General features: G+C 62.2%; 13 protein-coding genes. 7 read left to right on the top strand and 6 right to left on the bottom strand.

The annotated features are described in order from the left end of the window. Positions 1 to 38 precede the first annotated feature (38 nt). Both BGRAMDRAFT_RS30280 and BGRAMDRAFT_RS30275 read left to right on the top strand, forming a co-directional pair. Complete coding sequence (locus BGRAMDRAFT_RS30280; RefSeq protein WP_006052725.1) at positions 39 to 806, top strand: AraC family transcriptional regulator; 768 nt, start codon at positions 39 to 41, stop codon at positions 804 to 806. 9 nt (positions 807 to 815) lie between these two features. After that, positions 816 to 1,145 (top strand): hypothetical protein, encoded by a 330-nt coding sequence (locus BGRAMDRAFT_RS30275; protein ID WP_006052724.1) that lies wholly within the window; start codon positions 816 to 818, stop codon positions 1,143 to 1,145. A 31-nt stretch (positions 1,146 to 1,176) separates the two neighbouring features. On the opposite strand, the gene BGRAMDRAFT_RS30270 is transcribed toward BGRAMDRAFT_RS30275, so the two are convergent. The 3 genes from BGRAMDRAFT_RS30270 to BGRAMDRAFT_RS30260 form a co-directional block, all read right to left on the bottom strand. After that, positions 1,177 to 1,437, bottom strand: coding sequence for a hypothetical protein (locus tag BGRAMDRAFT_RS30270; protein WP_006052723.1), 261 nt, complete (start codon positions 1,435 to 1,437; stop codon positions 1,177 to 1,179). Between the two features lie 165 nt (positions 1,438 to 1,602). Next, positions 1,603 to 1,935: a hypothetical protein gene (locus BGRAMDRAFT_RS30265; protein WP_006052722.1), complete on the bottom strand. Its 333-nt coding sequence runs from the start codon at positions 1,933 to 1,935 to the stop codon at positions 1,603 to 1,605. A gap of 276 nt (positions 1,936 to 2,211) precedes the next feature. Then, positions 2,212 to 4,095 (bottom strand): bifunctional sugar phosphate isomerase/epimerase/4-hydroxyphenylpyruvate dioxygenase family protein, encoded by a 1,884-nt coding sequence (locus BGRAMDRAFT_RS30260; RefSeq protein ID WP_006052721.1) that lies wholly within the window; start codon positions 4,093 to 4,095, stop codon positions 2,212 to 2,214. Positions 4,096 to 4,402: 307 nt separating this feature from the next. Here BGRAMDRAFT_RS30260 and aroQ point away from each other — a divergent pair, with 307 nt between their 5' ends. From aroQ to BGRAMDRAFT_RS30245, 3 genes are read left to right on the top strand one after another with little or no spacing between them, the layout of a single operon-like run. Further along, positions 4,403 to 4,858, top strand: a complete 456-nt coding sequence (gene aroQ / locus BGRAMDRAFT_RS30255; protein ID WP_006052720.1) for a type II 3-dehydroquinate dehydratase — start codon at positions 4,403 to 4,405, stop codon at positions 4,856 to 4,858. An 8-nt stretch (positions 4,859 to 4,866) separates the two neighbouring features. Further along, positions 4,867 to 5,745 (top strand): shikimate dehydrogenase, encoded by an 879-nt coding sequence (locus BGRAMDRAFT_RS30250; protein WP_157140695.1) that lies wholly within the window; start codon positions 4,867 to 4,869, stop codon positions 5,743 to 5,745. A gap of 58 nt (positions 5,746 to 5,803) precedes the next feature. Then, positions 5,804 to 7,177 (top strand): MFS transporter, encoded by a 1,374-nt coding sequence (locus BGRAMDRAFT_RS30245; protein WP_006052718.1) that lies wholly within the window; start codon positions 5,804 to 5,806, stop codon positions 7,175 to 7,177. A gap of 117 nt (positions 7,178 to 7,294) precedes the next feature. On the opposite strand, the gene BGRAMDRAFT_RS30240 is transcribed toward BGRAMDRAFT_RS30245, so the two are convergent. The 3 genes from BGRAMDRAFT_RS30240 to BGRAMDRAFT_RS30230 form a co-directional block, all read right to left on the bottom strand. Next, positions 7,295 to 8,005 (bottom strand): TetR/AcrR family transcriptional regulator, encoded by a 711-nt coding sequence (locus tag BGRAMDRAFT_RS30240; protein WP_006052717.1) that lies wholly within the window; start codon positions 8,003 to 8,005, stop codon positions 7,295 to 7,297. Between the two features lie 132 nt (positions 8,006 to 8,137). Beyond that, on the bottom strand, positions 8,138 to 9,427 hold the full coding sequence (locus tag BGRAMDRAFT_RS30235; protein WP_006052716.1) for an NAD(P)/FAD-dependent oxidoreductase: 1,290 nt from the start codon (positions 9,425 to 9,427) through the stop codon (positions 8,138 to 8,140). Between the two features lie 77 nt (positions 9,428 to 9,504). Further along, a complete protein-coding gene (locus tag BGRAMDRAFT_RS30230) occupies positions 9,505 to 10,437 on the bottom strand; it encodes a dihydrodipicolinate synthase family protein (RefSeq protein ID WP_006052715.1) in 933 nt (310 codons plus the stop codon). Positions 10,438 to 10,572: 135 nt separating this feature from the next. Between BGRAMDRAFT_RS30230 and BGRAMDRAFT_RS30225 the strand changes: the two genes are divergently transcribed. Both BGRAMDRAFT_RS30225 and BGRAMDRAFT_RS30220 read left to right on the top strand, forming a co-directional pair. Next, the gene (locus tag BGRAMDRAFT_RS30225; RefSeq protein ID WP_006052714.1) at positions 10,573 to 11,571 is read left to right on the top strand and encodes a LysR family transcriptional regulator; all 999 of its coding nucleotides are present in this window, start codon (positions 10,573 to 10,575) and stop codon (positions 11,569 to 11,571) included. 215 nt (positions 11,572 to 11,786) lie between these two features. Next, positions 11,787 to 14,104: transglycosylase domain-containing protein (locus BGRAMDRAFT_RS30220; protein WP_044022006.1), on the top strand; the 2,318-nt coding region annotated here is incomplete at its 3' end.

Raw genomic sequence — 14,104 nt, 5'->3', positions numbered from 1 at the left:
CGCCCTCACAACCGGCTCGGACCCACGGGACCCGCACGATGAACACGCTGGCTCATCAGTTTCCCCCTGACGAAGCACCGTTGTCCGCCATGCTGTCGCACTTCCGGCAGCTCGAGCCCGTATTCGACGCGCTGCCCGACGTCGTTTTCTTCGTGAAGGACGCCGACGCGCGTTACGCGCTCGTGAACCGCACGCTCGCTTCGCGCTGCGGCTTCAAGGAGAAAACGGCGCTGCTCGGCAAGACCGCCGAGGACGTGTTTCCGCGCCGCTTCGGCCGCATCTACACGGCGCAGGACGAGGGCGTGATCCACGTCGGCAATCAGATGATCGATCAGCTCGAATTGCATCTTTATCCGGGACGTCAGCCGGGCTGGTGCCTGACTAGCAAGCAGCCGTTGCGCGACGCGGCGGGCAAGATCATCGGACTGGCCGGCATCTCACGCGATCTGAGAGCGGACGAGAGCAGCCATCCCGCGTATAGCAGGCTCGCGACGGTCGTGCAGTTCATCCAGGAAAACTACGTGCAGCCGCTGAACCTGAAGCAACTGGCTGCAATGGCGGATATGTCGGTCGCGCAGCTCGAGCGCTACTTTCACAAGGTGTTTCATCTGACGCCGCGTCAGGTTCTGCTGAAGACGCGGCTCGATGCCGCGACCGCGCTGCTGGTCTCGAACGACAAGGTCACCGACGTCGCCGCGCTATGCGGCTACACCGATCACAGCGCGTTCACGCGGCAATTCAAGGCGACTGTCGGCGTCACGCCGACCGAATACCGGATGCTGCTGCACGGCACGTCGAGGAACTGAACCTGGCTTATGGTTCGCCGCAAGCATCACTATTACGTGTACGTCGTCTTGCTCGACGACACCGTCTGGAACGAGCCGCGCTTTCGCCGCGCGAATCCGGACTACCGGTTCGACAAGCCTTGCGTGTATGTGGGGATGACCGGGCTCGATCCCGATCTGCGCTTCGACCGGCACAAGGCCGGCATTCAGGCGAATCGCTACGTGCGCGACTACGGCTTGCGCCTCGTGCCCGAGTTATACGAAGTGTTCAATCCGATGCCCTATCGCGGCGCACAGGACATGGAAGTCGAATTGGCGATTGGACTGCGTGAAGCGGGGTACGGCGTGTGGCAAGCGTAACCGTGGCAAGCGCAGGTGTGCAGGCGTAGCGTTACTTAACACCGAGTCCGCGCAGCACGGCATTGCCCTCGGACGTCAAACGGATGCGCGAGCCGCCGGCATCGTTCGAAATCGTTTCGATCAGACCGGCTTCGTGCAGTTGCGGAATCTCGGGTTTCGCGGACGCGTCGATCGGCGCGTGCAGCAGGAGCAGCAGCGTCGCCAGTTCGTGATGGCTCAGCAGGCGGCGCAGGATGGTGGGGCGCTTCGCCGGCGGCGGGTTGTCGTTGGTATTTTGTTCGGGCTGGTTCATGGTGCGCACCTCGTGCGGTAGTGTCCGAGGCATGATGGGGACGAAGTCTTAAACGGTTCTTAAGAACCATTGTCCTGTAACACCGTGACACGAAGATGGCAGCGGCGCAGCTTACCAACCCTTAACGGCCGGGCTTTCGATTGCTTTCTGCTGTGCTTGCGTGACTTACGGCGCGCAGGTTTTCCCCGCGGTTTCGATCCACAGATTATTGACGTGGCGCTTGCCCGCGTAGAAGCGGTACGTTGTCGCACCATTGTCGCTGCGCACCTTGACGATGTTCGAATCGCCGAAGTCGAGCATCTGGCCTTGCGGGATCGACGTGGATTTGAAAGCGGCGTTGTGGTTCGTCGCGAGTTGCGTGAGGCAAGCGATGACGTCGTTGACCGAGCGCTGCGTGGTGGTGTCCGTGACCGGCTCGCCGGCGTCCGGATTCTTCTGGAAGTAGGCGCAAGCGCTGAAAAGAAGGGGAACTGACAGGACTACGGCAAACTTCTTCATATCTCTCCTGGCGTTTCGTTCGGCGGGCGGTGAGTGCGGGCGCAAGCCCGCGACGAGCGGGCTCGGGCTCACGCTGCGGACACCGCCGTCGACATGACCGGCGATGCAGCCGCGCGGCGCGGACCGCGAATCAGGCTGCATTATATCGGGCGAGAGCCCGTGTCTAACCGATCCGCACGGCGCGTGCCTGCCGCGTAGCTTTGCTCAGTCACGAACCGGTAGCGGCGGCGAAAAGCGAAGAAGCCAACCCGCCGACACGCCAACGCTGAGCGCCGCCTATCTCCGCCGCTGCGCCTGCGCTGCGAGCCGCACCGCCGCGTTGCCGGCGCCATAGCCGTCATACCCGCCGCGCCGCTCGACGATCTCCATGAAGAAGCGCTGATCGAGCTGTTCCGTATAAGCGTGGAAAAATTCGCCGCCGCGCTCATCGCGGTCATACAGGATGTTGTGCTCGCGCAGCGCGTCGAGCATCTCGTCCGGCAATGCGTAGCGAGCGGCCAGATCGTCGTAGTAATTACGCGGAATGCGCAGCACCGGCAAGCCATCGGCGACGAATTCGGGAATTGCGCTGAAGATGTCGCCCGTGCTGAACGCGACATGATTCAGACCGGAGCCATGATAGGTATGCAGCGCTTCGGCGACCGCAGTATGGTGATCCACCGACGCATTCAGCACCACGCGAACCGAGCCGTCGCGGCTGCGCAGCGCGCGGCTGCGCACGAGGCCATACGGATCGGGCACGAGCACGCCGGGCTCCGCCTGAAAGCCAAACGCGGTGCGCAGAAACAGCACCCACGTATCGAGCGAATTCGCCGGCACGGCAAGGCACACGTGATCGATACGGCTGAGCGGCCCCACTTCCGCCGGACCGTTGATGTCCGTCAGAACGAAATCGGCTTCGAACAAGGTCGGCTGGTCAGGCGTTTCGTCGACGAAGTAATTGAGGCTGCCGTCCGGCGCCTGCACCGCGGGCAGCACGCGTTCGTTCGGGCCGATCTGGCCGGAAAACGGCGCATAGCCGAAGCCGGCGGCCCGCTCGAAAGCCTGATTCGCGTTGTCGACGCGAAACGCCGACGCGCACAGCGACAAACCATGCTGCTGGAAGAACGCATTGGCGAACGAATCCGGCTCCGCGTTCAGCACGATCGAAGCGGCGCCATGCTGATAAAGCGTCACGTCTTTCGAACGATGCTGGCCCGCCTGGCGAAAGCGCAGTTTGCCGAGCCAGTCGGCGAGATGCGCGCGCGTGGTGTGATCCACGGCGAATTCGAGGAACTGGTAGCCGACATGCGCGGGCGCGGCCAGCGACTCATAGAGCTCACCGGCCGGTTGCCGCTCGCTGTCCAGCAACGCACGCGTCTGCTCCTCGAGAAACAGCAGCGAACGATGCCCGTCCGCGGCGGTGATCGTGGTCGGCGCGGCACGAAAGCCGTCGTTGAAAATTTCCAGCGAAAGCGGGCCCTTGTAGCCCGCTTTCACGACTTGAGCCGTGAAGTTCGCGACGTCGAAATCGCCCTGGCCTGGAAAGCAGCGGTAGTGGCGGCTCCATTCGAGCACGTCCATTGCGAGCTTCGGCGCGTCGGCGATCTGCACGAAGGCGATGCGCTCGCCTGGAATATCCGCGATGCCGTCGACGGTGTCGCCAAGCGACAGCGTATGAAAACTGTCGAGCACAAGTCCGAGATTGGGATGGTTCACCGCGTTCACGAGCTTCCACGCATGCCGGTACGTCTTGACGTGCCGGCCCCACGCGAGGGCTTCGTAACCGGCGATCACGCCGGCCGCCTCGGCCGCCTGCGCGAGCGCGCCGAGCTGGTCGGTCATCAGCGCATCGTCGCAGAGGGTGTCGGGCTGCACGTTGCTGCACACCAGGATGCGATCCGTGCCCAGTTCGTGCATCACATCGAACTTGCGTTTTGCCCGATCCAGATTGCGCGCGAGACGCTCCGCGCTCACGCCGTCGAAATCGCGGAACGGCTGAAACAGCATGATTTTCAGGCCCAGATCTTCGGCGATGCGCCGTACGTCGGCGGGCGAACCGTCGAAATACAGCAGATCGTTTTCGAAAATCTCGACGCCCTCGAAGCCGGCCGCCTGGATCGCGGTCAGCTTCTCGACGAGGGTGCCGCTGATCGACACGGTGGCAATCGAACGTTGCATGAACAGCTCCTGCAAAAACGGTCAGACGGCTTATCGCGATCGCGCGCTGTGGCTACGGCGCAGGCTCTTCGCAGCGATGTTGCGATGCGTCAAATGGCCTGGTTCGTTACTTTGTGAGCAAGACGCAGGCCAGAATTTCCCAGAATAAGCGCATTTTCCGACAGTCTATACAAACTAACTAGATGGTACAAATTCGTATAAACCCCGAATGACGGACACGGCTGAATGCGCGCACACTTCGCCATACGTTGAGAAGCGTTGCGAGCCCGCGGCTCTGCGCTTCCTGTTCTACCCGCTGGAGACGACTATGAGCTTTGCGTCAGTACTGGTCCTCAATGGACCGAATCTCAACCTGCTCGGCACACGCGAGCCGGCTATCTACGGTTCCGAGACGCTCGACGACGTCGCCCGGCTTTGCCGCGATGCGGGAGAGCGCCTCGATCTGTCCATCGATTTCTGCCAGTCGAACGCCGAGCATCAACTGATCGACTGGCTGCACGCTGCGCGCACGAAGGTCGACGGCATTGTCATCAATCCGGCTGCGTACACGCACACGTCCGTCGCGATTGCCGACGCGCTCACCGCCATCGAAAAGCCCGTCATCGAAGTACACATATCGAACGTGCATCGGCGCGAAGCGTTCCGTCACCACTCGTATGTGTCGGCTGTGGCGGACGCGATCATCGTCGGTTGCGGCACGCAAGGCTATGTGCTCGCGCTCGAGCGCATGGTCACCATCCTTAAGAATAGGGCGGCGAAATGACTACGCCAATGAATGCACAAACGAACGCGCAGGCCAGCGCCAATTCATATCTGGTCGGATTAATCGGCGCGGGGATCAGCGGCTCGCTGAGCCCCGCCATGCACGAGGAGGAAGGCAGCAAGCTCGGCTTGCATTACGTGTATCGCCGCATCGACCTCGAAGCGTTGAAGCTGGACATTTCGGCGCTGCCCGATCTGCTGATTGCCGCCGAACGCATGGGCTACAACGGCCTGAACATCACGTATCCGTGCAAGCAGGCGGTGATTCCGCTGCTCGACGAATTGTCCGACGATGCGCGCGCGCTCGGCGCCGTGAACACTGTGCTTTTCAAGGACGGCAAACGCATCGGCCACAACACGGACTGGTCCGGCTTTGCGCGCGCTTTTCAACGCGGCTTGCCTGACGTGTCGCTCGAACGCGTCGTGCAACTCGGTGCAGGCGGCGCAGGCGCGGCCGTCGCGCATGCGGCGCTCGCAATGGGCGCGCAAACGCTCACGCTGTTCGACGTCGATCCCGCGCGCGCCGAATCGCTTGCCGCCGAATTGCAGAAGCGCTTCGCCGATCGCACGGTCACTGCCGGCAGCTCGCTCGGCGAGACGCTCGCCGCCGCCAACGGCCTGATTCACGCGACGCCCACCGGCATGGCGAAGCTGCCTGGCCTGCCGTTGCCCGCCGAATTGCTGCATCGCGACTTGTGGGTCGCGGACATCGTCTACTTCCCGATTCGCACCGCGCTGCTCCAGGCCGCGGAAGCGCTCGGCTGCCGCACGTTGTCGGGCGGCGGCATGGCGGTGTACCAGGCAGTCGACGCGATGCGTATTTTCACCGGGCTCGAACCGGATGCCGAGCGCGTCTATACGCATTTCCAGTCACTGCTGGAACGCTAACCGGTCGCACATCCCGGTAAATGACGGATACCTAAATAGTTTGAGGAGACGACCACCTATGCCACAACCGATTCAATCCAGTCCATCCGACGCCAATCAACAGTCCGGCGCAAATACGAAAATGAGCACGAGCACGGCGCGCCGCTCGAATGCGCGTTATCAGATACTCGGACTGCTCGCCGTCGGCACGATGATCAACTATCTCGACCGCACAGTGCTCGGCATCGCCGCGCCGCAGTTGACGAAAGAGTTGGGCATCAACGCCGCTATGATGGGCCTGCTGTTCTCGGTGTTCTCGTGGAGCTACGTCGCTTCGCAGATTCCAGGCGGGCTTTTTCTCGACCGTTTCGGCAGCAAGCTGACTTACTTTCTGTCGATGACCTTTTGGTCTTTATGCACGCTCGCGCAAGGGCTCGTGCATGGCATTGCGGGTCTGTTCGTATTCCGCCTCGGTCTCGGCGTCTCCGAAGCGCCGTGCTTTCCGACCAATAGCCGCGTCGTCGCGACGTGGTTCCCGCAAAGCGAACGCGCGATGGCGACGGGCACCTACACCGTCGGCGAATATATCGGGCTCGCGTTTTTCAGCCCGTTCCTGTTCATGCTGATGGGCGCATTCGGCTGGCGTTCGCTCTTTTATGTGGTGGGCGGCGTGGGCATCGTGTTCGGCGGCATCTGGTGGCTGCTGTATCGCGAGCCGCGCGATCATCCGTCGGCGAATCAGGCCGAACTCGACTATATCGAAGCAGGCGGCGGTCTCACGCAGCGGCATAGCAGCGCCGCCTCTGCCGCGGCGCCCGCGAAAAGCGGCTTCGAATGGCGCACCATTGGCCGCTTGCTGAAGCATCGTCAATTGACGGGCATCTGTCTGGGCCAGTTCGCCGGCAACTCGACGCTCGTGTTCTTTCTCACCTGGTTCCCGACTTACCTCGCGACCGAACGTCATATGGGCTGGCTGAAAATCGGCTTCTTCGCGATCATGCCGTTCATTGCGGCGTCGATCGGCGTGATGTTCGGCGGGCTCTTTTCGGACTGGCTGCTGCGTCGCGGCAAGTCGGCGAACGTCGCGCGCAAACTGCCGATCATCGCCGGCTTGTTGCTCGCGTCCACGATCATTCTCGCCAACTACGTGGAGAGCAACGTCGCGGTGATAGCGATTCTGTCGGTGGCGTTTTTTGCGCAAGGCATGGCCGCGCTCGGCTGGACGCTGGTGTCCGATATCGCGCCCGAAGGACTGCTCGGCGTGACGGGCGGCATCTTCAACTTCGCCGCGAATCTGGCCGGCATCGTGACGCCGCTCGTGGTCGGCTTTATCGTCGCGGCGACGGGATCGTTTGTCGGCGCGCTGGTGTTTATCGGCATCGTGGCGCTGATTGGCGCGCTGTCGTACATCTTTATCGTCGGCGACATCAAGCGGATCGTGCTGGTGGACTGAGCGGTTGCTTGAGTGCAAACGCAGTTGCAAACGCAAACTCAAGCGCGATAAAAAACGGGACGTGGCGCAAGCCACGTCCCGTTTTGCATTTGCGAGCGACGCGCTTCAACCTTCGCTTCAATCTTCCTTACGCACGAAACGCAACACAGCGTCGACGATCATCGCGCGATGACGCGCGCGCAATCTCGGATGCGACGGATCGCGGCCAAACGCCGTGCCGAACGTATGACGATTGCCGACGCGATGAAAGCACAGCGAACTGATCAGCAGATGCAGATCGATTGCATCGACGTCATTGCGGAATTTGCCCGCCGCGATACCGCGCGCAAGCAGATCTTCTATCGTGTGAATGACGGTGACGTTGCGGCCTTTAAAGCTCTTCACCTGCTCGACATACTTCGCGCCGTTAATGTTTTCTATCGTCACGAGGCGCACGAAGTCGCGCTGGCGGTCGTGATAGTCGAACGTGAATTCGACCAGCGCGCGCATGCCTTCCACGGGGTCGAGTTCGCTGACATGCAGATCCTGTTCGAGCGCGCGAATGTCGCCATACACCTTTTCGAGCACCGCCTGATACAACCCTTCCTTGCTGCCGAAGTAGTAGTACAGCATGCGCTTGGTGGTGTTGGTGCGCTCCGCGATCGCATCGACGCGCGCACCCGTCAGTCCCATCGCGGAGAACTCCTGCGTCGCGACGTCGAGGATATTGCGTTTGGTTTGTTCGGGATCGTACTTGCGGCGGACATCGCTACGCCGCGCGTCCTTCTGCGTCGCGTCGGACGGGATGCCGTTGGTATCGGGCCCGGCGGCCTTGCTTCCCTTTTTCATTGTCTATTCGAGCGGCGGTGACGGCGCATTCTAGCATGGCGAAAACCCGCGCCGACGCGAGGTTCAAGCGTGTCGAGCGTTGCATCGAGCCCGCTCGAGACGGCTTGAATGCAGTCCACGCGCCGGCCGCCTTTAATGTGGGCGGCGCGATAGCCGGCGGCGCGCGGCGAGCGCGTCGCGCGTTTGCATCGCGGTGTAGGTCAACTGCGCGGCGGCGAGCCCGAGCGCGCCATATGCGGGCGTCAGACCGAACGCGGCGAACGCTTCGGGCACCGGGCGCTCGCCCGCAATGGCTGCGGCCAGCAATTCGCCGGAGACGGTGGTCGGCGCCATGCCGTGTCCGCCGAAGCCGACCGCGTGCCAGACGCCGTCCGCGCCGCGGCCGATTTGCGGCATCTTGTGACGCGCGTAGCTCATCAGTCCGCCCCACGCGTAGTCGATGCGCACGTCGTGTAGTTGCGGATACACCTTTAGCAGGTCGCGCCGCAGTAATCGCGCGATGACTTCAGGCGCGCGATCTCGTACTGAGATGCGTCCGCCCCACAGAATGCGCGTATCGGGCAACGGCCGGTAGTAGTCGAATGCGAAGCGCGTGTCGTAGACGGCCGCGCGCGTATCGATTGCATCTTGCAGACGCGCGCCGAGCGGCTCCGTCGCCATCACGTAGGTGGCAATGGGCAGCACCGCGCGCTCGACTTTCGCATGGACGTTGCGCGCATAACCGCCGCCCGCCATCACGACGTGCCGCGCGTCGATTGCGCCTTGCGGCGTATGCACGATAAAGCCCGCGCCCTCGCGCTGCAAACGCACGACAGGCGACTGCTCGTGTATCCGCACGCCCGCATTGGCCGCGGCATTCGCTACGCCGAGCACGTATTTCAGCGGATGAAAGTGAAACGCATTGCGCTCGAAGAGACCGCCGTGATAACGGCGCGTCTTCAATTGCGAGGCAAGCTGGTCTGCCGTCAGCGGTTCCCAATCGACGCCGAACGAATCGCGCATCAGGCGCCGTTGCGCGTCGAGACGCGCCGGTTCGTCGAACCAGTTGGCGAGAATCACGCCGGCGTCGGTTGCGTCACAATCGATGCGATAGCGCGCGATGCGGGCGCGCATCACATCGACGGCGTCGGTCGTGAGCGCGTAAAGCTCGCGCGCGCGAACCGCGCCTAGCGTTTTCAGCAGATCGGCGCAGTCGAGGCTATAGCCGCCGAACACGAAGCCGCCGTTGCGCCCCGATGCACCGAAGCCGACTTGCCGCGCTTCGAGCACGGCGACGTTCGCGACGCCGCGTTCAGCCAGCCCCAATGCCGTCGAGAGTCCCGCAAGCCCGCCGCCGACGATGCAAACGTCGACGCTGTGGCGCCCGGCGAGCGGCGCGTAAGCAGAGGGGCGAGCGACAGTCGCTTCGTAAAAGTTGTCCATGGCGGCTAGCGTAGCGGCATTCGCGTGTCCGCGTCCAGCCGCTTAGCCGCTCACTTGCCGCAAGACACGGCCGCGCTTTATCTGCCCCAGCGCAACACCAGCGGATCGAGCCGCCGCGCGATCTTGAGAAGCCCTTCGCGCGTCGCGGGATGCATCGCCGGCAACGGATGACGCACCGCGTCCGAGCCAATCACGCCGCCTTCCTTCATCAACGCCTTGCACGATGCGAGGCCGCCCTGGCGGTTTTCGTAGTTGATGAGCGGCAGCCACCGCTGATAATGCGCGGCGGCGGCTTCCGTATCGCCGGCGGCGTACGCGTCGACGATCAGACGAATGCCGTCCGCATAGCCGCCGCCTGTCATCGAACCCGTTGCGCCCGCATCGAGATCGGCCATCAGCGTAATGGCTTCCTCGCCGTCCCACGGACCCACGATTGCATCGCCGCCCAACTGGATGAGTTCGCGCAGCTTGTTGGCGGCTTGCGGCACTTCAATTTTGAAGTAAGACACGTGCTCGATTTCGCGGGCGATGCGCGCGAGAAACGGCGCGGACAGCGGCGTGCCGCTAACGGGCGCGTCCTGGATCATGATAGGAATGTCGATCGCATCGGACACCGTGCGGTAAAACTCTTCGATGCCGCGCTCGCCGATGCGGATCGTCGCGCCGTGATAAGGCGGCATGACCATCACCATCGCGGCGCCGGCTTCTTGCGCGCGGTGGCTGCGCTCCGCGCATTGATGCGAGCTGAAATGCGTGGTCGTGACGATCACCGGCACGCGGCCCGCGACGTGATCGAGCACGACGTGCATCAACGTGTTGCGCTCGTCGTCCGAAAGCGCGAACTGTTCGGAGAAGTTCGCCAGAATGCACAGGCCGTTCGAACCCGCGTCGATCATGAAATCGATGCAGCGCTTCTGGCCTTCCAGATCGAGCCGGCCGGCGTCGTCGAAAATGGTGGGAGCAACGGGAAAGACGCCGCGCATCGCGGCGGCATGGGTGGTTTGGCTCATGATTCGGGCGCCTTTTAGAAGTGGTAGGGCACGGCAGTGTCGATGTCTCCACCGCCGACTATACGGCGCTGCGGCGGCCGGGTATATTGAATTGTTTCCATCCTGTGATCGCTTTTACGACTCACCGCGGCTTTCATGAAAAACACGTTGAACGTTCTGCTCGGCAAATTGCGCATGAAGCAGTTGCAATTGCTGATCGCGCTGGACCACCAGAAGTCGCTGCATAAAGCGGCCGGCCTCATGTCGATGACGCAATCTGCCGCGAGCAAAGCGTTGCAGGAACTCGAGTCGATGTTCGAAGCACCGCTTTTCGAGCGCTCGAAAAGCGGCATGATTCCGAATCAGCTCGGGCATTGCGTGATCCGCCATGCGCGCCTCGTCGCGACGGACCTCACCGCGTTATGTCAGGACGTCGCTGAAATACGCTCGGGGCGCGGCGGGCGCCTCGCGATCGGCGCGATCATGGGCGCTATTCCGCAGTGCGTGATTCCCGCCGTCAATCGGCTGCATGCGGGACATCCGAACCTGTCGATAGAAGTGGTGGAGGACACGAGCGCGCGCATGCTCGCGCAACTCGACGACGGCCGCCTCGATCTCATGATCGGCCGCGCCGCCGTGGCAGCCGATCCATCGAAATACCAGTATCGTCCGCTTGCCGATGAACCGTTATCGGTGGTGGTGGGCTATGGTCATCCGCCGTTGCCGAGAAAGGAAGTGAAGCTCGGCGATCTGGCCGATCATCGTTGGGTGATGTATCCGTCGCATATGCCGTTGCACGCGCTGCTCGAACGCGAGATGGATCTGGCGGGGCTCACGATGCCGGATAATCCGATCTCCACCGCGTCGACTTTTGTGACCGTCGCGCTATTGCAAAGCCGCGCGGATCTCGTGTCGTTGTTGCCGACTGCCATCGCCGAGATGTTCATTCGGCAAAAAATGCTGCGCGCGGTGCCGGTCAAACTGAAATCGCCTTCGCAGACTTTCGGTGTCGTGACGCGCAAAGGCGGCGTGCTGTCGCCGCCAGCGGAACGCTTTGTCGAATTGCTGCGGCAGCACATGAAGATGCGCGACGAGCCGGACATGCAGAAGCCAAAGCCAAAGCGCGCACCCGCCACGAAACGAAAAGCCGCCTGAACAAGCGGGTTTTTCGACTGACACACCCACTCGCGGCCGACATCGCGCAGACCTTAAATATCGCACGGTAATTCGCACTTTGCTATGTCGCCGCAGCGGGTGTTGTAGCCGCGACACTGGGGGTTTATCCGAACCAATTGCGTGCGGGCGTCCGAGCTAAACTCCTTAAAGGGTGCCGGATTTACGAGCCTGGCGCCCGTTCGGGGAGAGCAGTCATGAATCGGCCATCGGTTCGGTTTCCGCTTCGCGCCACCGGCACCAGCCCGGTGCGCAAGTGGATCAAATGGGCGCTGGCGGCGGCGTTGTTGCTGGGCTTGGCGTGGCTTGCACGCTTATGCCAGCTCGAAATAGAAACGTCCCGGCTGCAAGCGCACTATCTGTCCGAACTGACCCGCGACGTCGGCTTCACGGTCGATGACGGTCCAAGCCATTCCATCCGCTTTCCCGAAACCGATAAAGGTCCTTACGACACGCGCCTCGGTTACGCGTTGCTGCCGTCCATCCAGCAGCGCCTGCTGCAACGCGGCTTTGAAATCACCGCACAGGCGCGCGATTCGGAACGCATGCTTTCGCTCGCGGACAGAAGTCTTTTTCTGCCGTATGCCGAGAAAGACCAGGCCGGTTTGCAACTCTTCGACGGCACTGGCGCAGCGCTTTTCAGCGCGAATTTTCCAGGCCGCGCCTATGCGAGCTTCGAGGCGATTCCGCCCGTCATAGTCAATTCGCTGCTCTTTATCGAAGACCGCTATCTGCTCGATCCGAACCAGCCGAACCGTAATCCGGCTATCGACTGGGGACGCTTTAGCCGCGCGCTGGCCGATCAGGGCGCGCGCGTATTCAATCATCATCAGCCGACGCCTGGCGGCAGCACGCTCGCCACGCAGATCGAAAAATTCCGCCACTCGGCGGGCGGCCGCACTGCAACGCCTCCGGAAAAGCTGCGGCAGATTGCATCCGCTTCTGTGCGTGCCTATCTGAACGGCCCTCAAACGATGCCCGCACGTCAGCAGATCGTCGTGCATTACCTGAATTCGGTGCCGTTGGCCGCGCAACCTGGCATCGGCGAAATCAATGGCATGGGCGACGGCCTCGCCGCGTGGTACGGCCGCGATTTCGCAGAGGTGAACCGCATACTCGCCGCGCCTTCAAGTGAAGAGAATTTGGCGGCGCAAGGAGAAGCCTTCCGCGAAGTACTGTCGTTGATGATCGCGCAGCGCGCGCCGTCGTATTTCCTGCATCGCGGCTATCCCGAACTCGAGCGGCTGACGGACAGCTATTTGCGCTTGCTCGCGAGTGGCGGCGTGATTTCCGCCGCGCTGCGCGATGCGGCGCTGTCGACGAACGTGCAGTTGCACCGCGCGCCAAAACCCGCTCAAAACACGGGCTCGTTCGTGTCGCGCAAAGCCGTCACGTCGATGCGCTCGAACCTGCTCGCGGCGCTCGGCATTCCGAGCTTCTACGAACTTGACCGGCTCGATCTGCAAGCCACGGGCACGCTCAACAATGCCGTGCAACAGGCCGTGAGCGAGAGGCTTGCCGCCGCCGCCACACGCGAGGGCGCGAAGGCCGCGGGTCTCGTCGGTTTCGAAATGCTGCGCGCGTCCGACGATCCGTCGAAAATCGCCTACAGCTTCACACTATTCGAGCGGCGCGACGGCGCGAACCTCGTGCGAGTGCAAACGGACAGCGTGAACCAGCCGTTCGACATCAATTCCGGCGCGCGGCTCAATCTCGGTTCCACCGCGAAACTGCGCACCATGGTGACGTATTTGCAGATCGTCTCTCAACTGCATGGCCGTTACGCCGCTCTGAGCGCGACGGAGCTGAAAGCCATCAAGCCCGATCCAAACGATCAATTGACGCGCTGGGCGCTCGACTACTTGTCGCATACACGTGACCGCTCATTGCAACCCATGCTCGATGCGGCCGTCGAACGCAAATATTCGGCGAGTCCCGGCGAAACGTTCTACACAGGCGGCGGCGCGCAGAGCTTCAACAATTTCGATTCCGACGACAACAGCCGCATTCTCACGGTTCGTCGCGCGTTCCAGCATTCGGTGAATCTCGTGTTCGTGCGGATGATGCGCGACATCGTTCACTATGAGATGGTGCAGACGACCGGGCCTTCGTCGCAGTGGCTAAACGATCCCGCGATTCGCAAGATGTATCTGACGCGTTTCGCCGATCAGGAAAGCCGCGTATACATGCACCGGTTCTATACGAAGTATCACGGCAAGACGCGCGACCAGGCGCTCGCTTTGTTGCTGCTCGGCGTGCGCAAATCGCCGCCGAAAGTCGCGACCGTATTGCGCAGCGTCGCGCCCGACGAGTCCAACGCGTGGTTCAACGAGAAGATGCGCGCCGCGCTGAGAAACACGCCGGCCGCCTCGATACTCGACGATGAAGATCTCGCAAAGCTCTACGCCAAATACGGAATCGACCGCTTCAATCTAAATGACCGCGGCTATATCGCGAGCGTGCATCCGCTGGAGTTGTGGACGCTCAATTATCTGCGCGAGCATCCGAACGCCAC

It is taken from the genome of Paraburkholderia graminis C4D1M (genome assembly GCF_000172415.1).
GTDB classification, from domain to species: Bacteria; Pseudomonadota; Gammaproteobacteria; order Burkholderiales; family Burkholderiaceae; genus Paraburkholderia; species Paraburkholderia graminis.
This window is presented reverse-complemented; position numbering and strand designations above follow the sequence as displayed.

Excerpts from the sequence above, each read along its gene's own strand:
- BGRAMDRAFT_RS30280 (WP_006052725.1), top strand. The coding sequence starts at position 39 with ATGAACACGCTGGCTCATCAGTTTCCCCCTGACGAAGCACCGTTGTCC.
- BGRAMDRAFT_RS30275 (WP_006052724.1), top strand. The coding sequence starts at position 816 with ATGGTTCGCCGCAAGCATCACTATTACGTGTACGTCGTCTTGCTCGAC.
- BGRAMDRAFT_RS30270 (WP_006052723.1), bottom strand. The coding sequence starts at position 1,437 with ATGAACCAGCCCGAACAAAATACCAACGACAACCCGCCGCCGGCGAAG.
- BGRAMDRAFT_RS30265 (WP_006052722.1), bottom strand. The coding sequence starts at position 1,935 with ATGAAGAAGTTTGCCGTAGTCCTGTCAGTTCCCCTTCTTTTCAGCGCT.
- BGRAMDRAFT_RS30260 (WP_006052721.1), bottom strand. The coding sequence starts at position 4,095 with ATGCAACGTTCGATTGCCACCGTGTCGATCAGCGGCACCCTCGTCGAG.
- aroQ (WP_006052720.1), top strand. The coding sequence starts at position 4,403 with ATGAGCTTTGCGTCAGTACTGGTCCTCAATGGACCGAATCTCAACCTG.
- BGRAMDRAFT_RS30250 (WP_157140695.1), top strand. The coding sequence starts at position 4,867 with ATGAATGCACAAACGAACGCGCAGGCCAGCGCCAATTCATATCTGGTC.
- BGRAMDRAFT_RS30245 (WP_006052718.1), top strand. The coding sequence starts at position 5,804 with ATGCCACAACCGATTCAATCCAGTCCATCCGACGCCAATCAACAGTCC.
- BGRAMDRAFT_RS30240 (WP_006052717.1), bottom strand. The coding sequence starts at position 8,005 with ATGAAAAAGGGAAGCAAGGCCGCCGGGCCCGATACCAACGGCATCCCG.
- BGRAMDRAFT_RS30235 (WP_006052716.1), bottom strand. The coding sequence starts at position 9,427 with ATGGACAACTTTTACGAAGCGACTGTCGCTCGCCCCTCTGCTTACGCG.
- BGRAMDRAFT_RS30230 (WP_006052715.1), bottom strand. The coding sequence starts at position 10,437 with ATGAGCCAAACCACCCATGCCGCCGCGATGCGCGGCGTCTTTCCCGTT.
- BGRAMDRAFT_RS30225 (WP_006052714.1), top strand. The coding sequence starts at position 10,573 with ATGAAAAACACGTTGAACGTTCTGCTCGGCAAATTGCGCATGAAGCAG.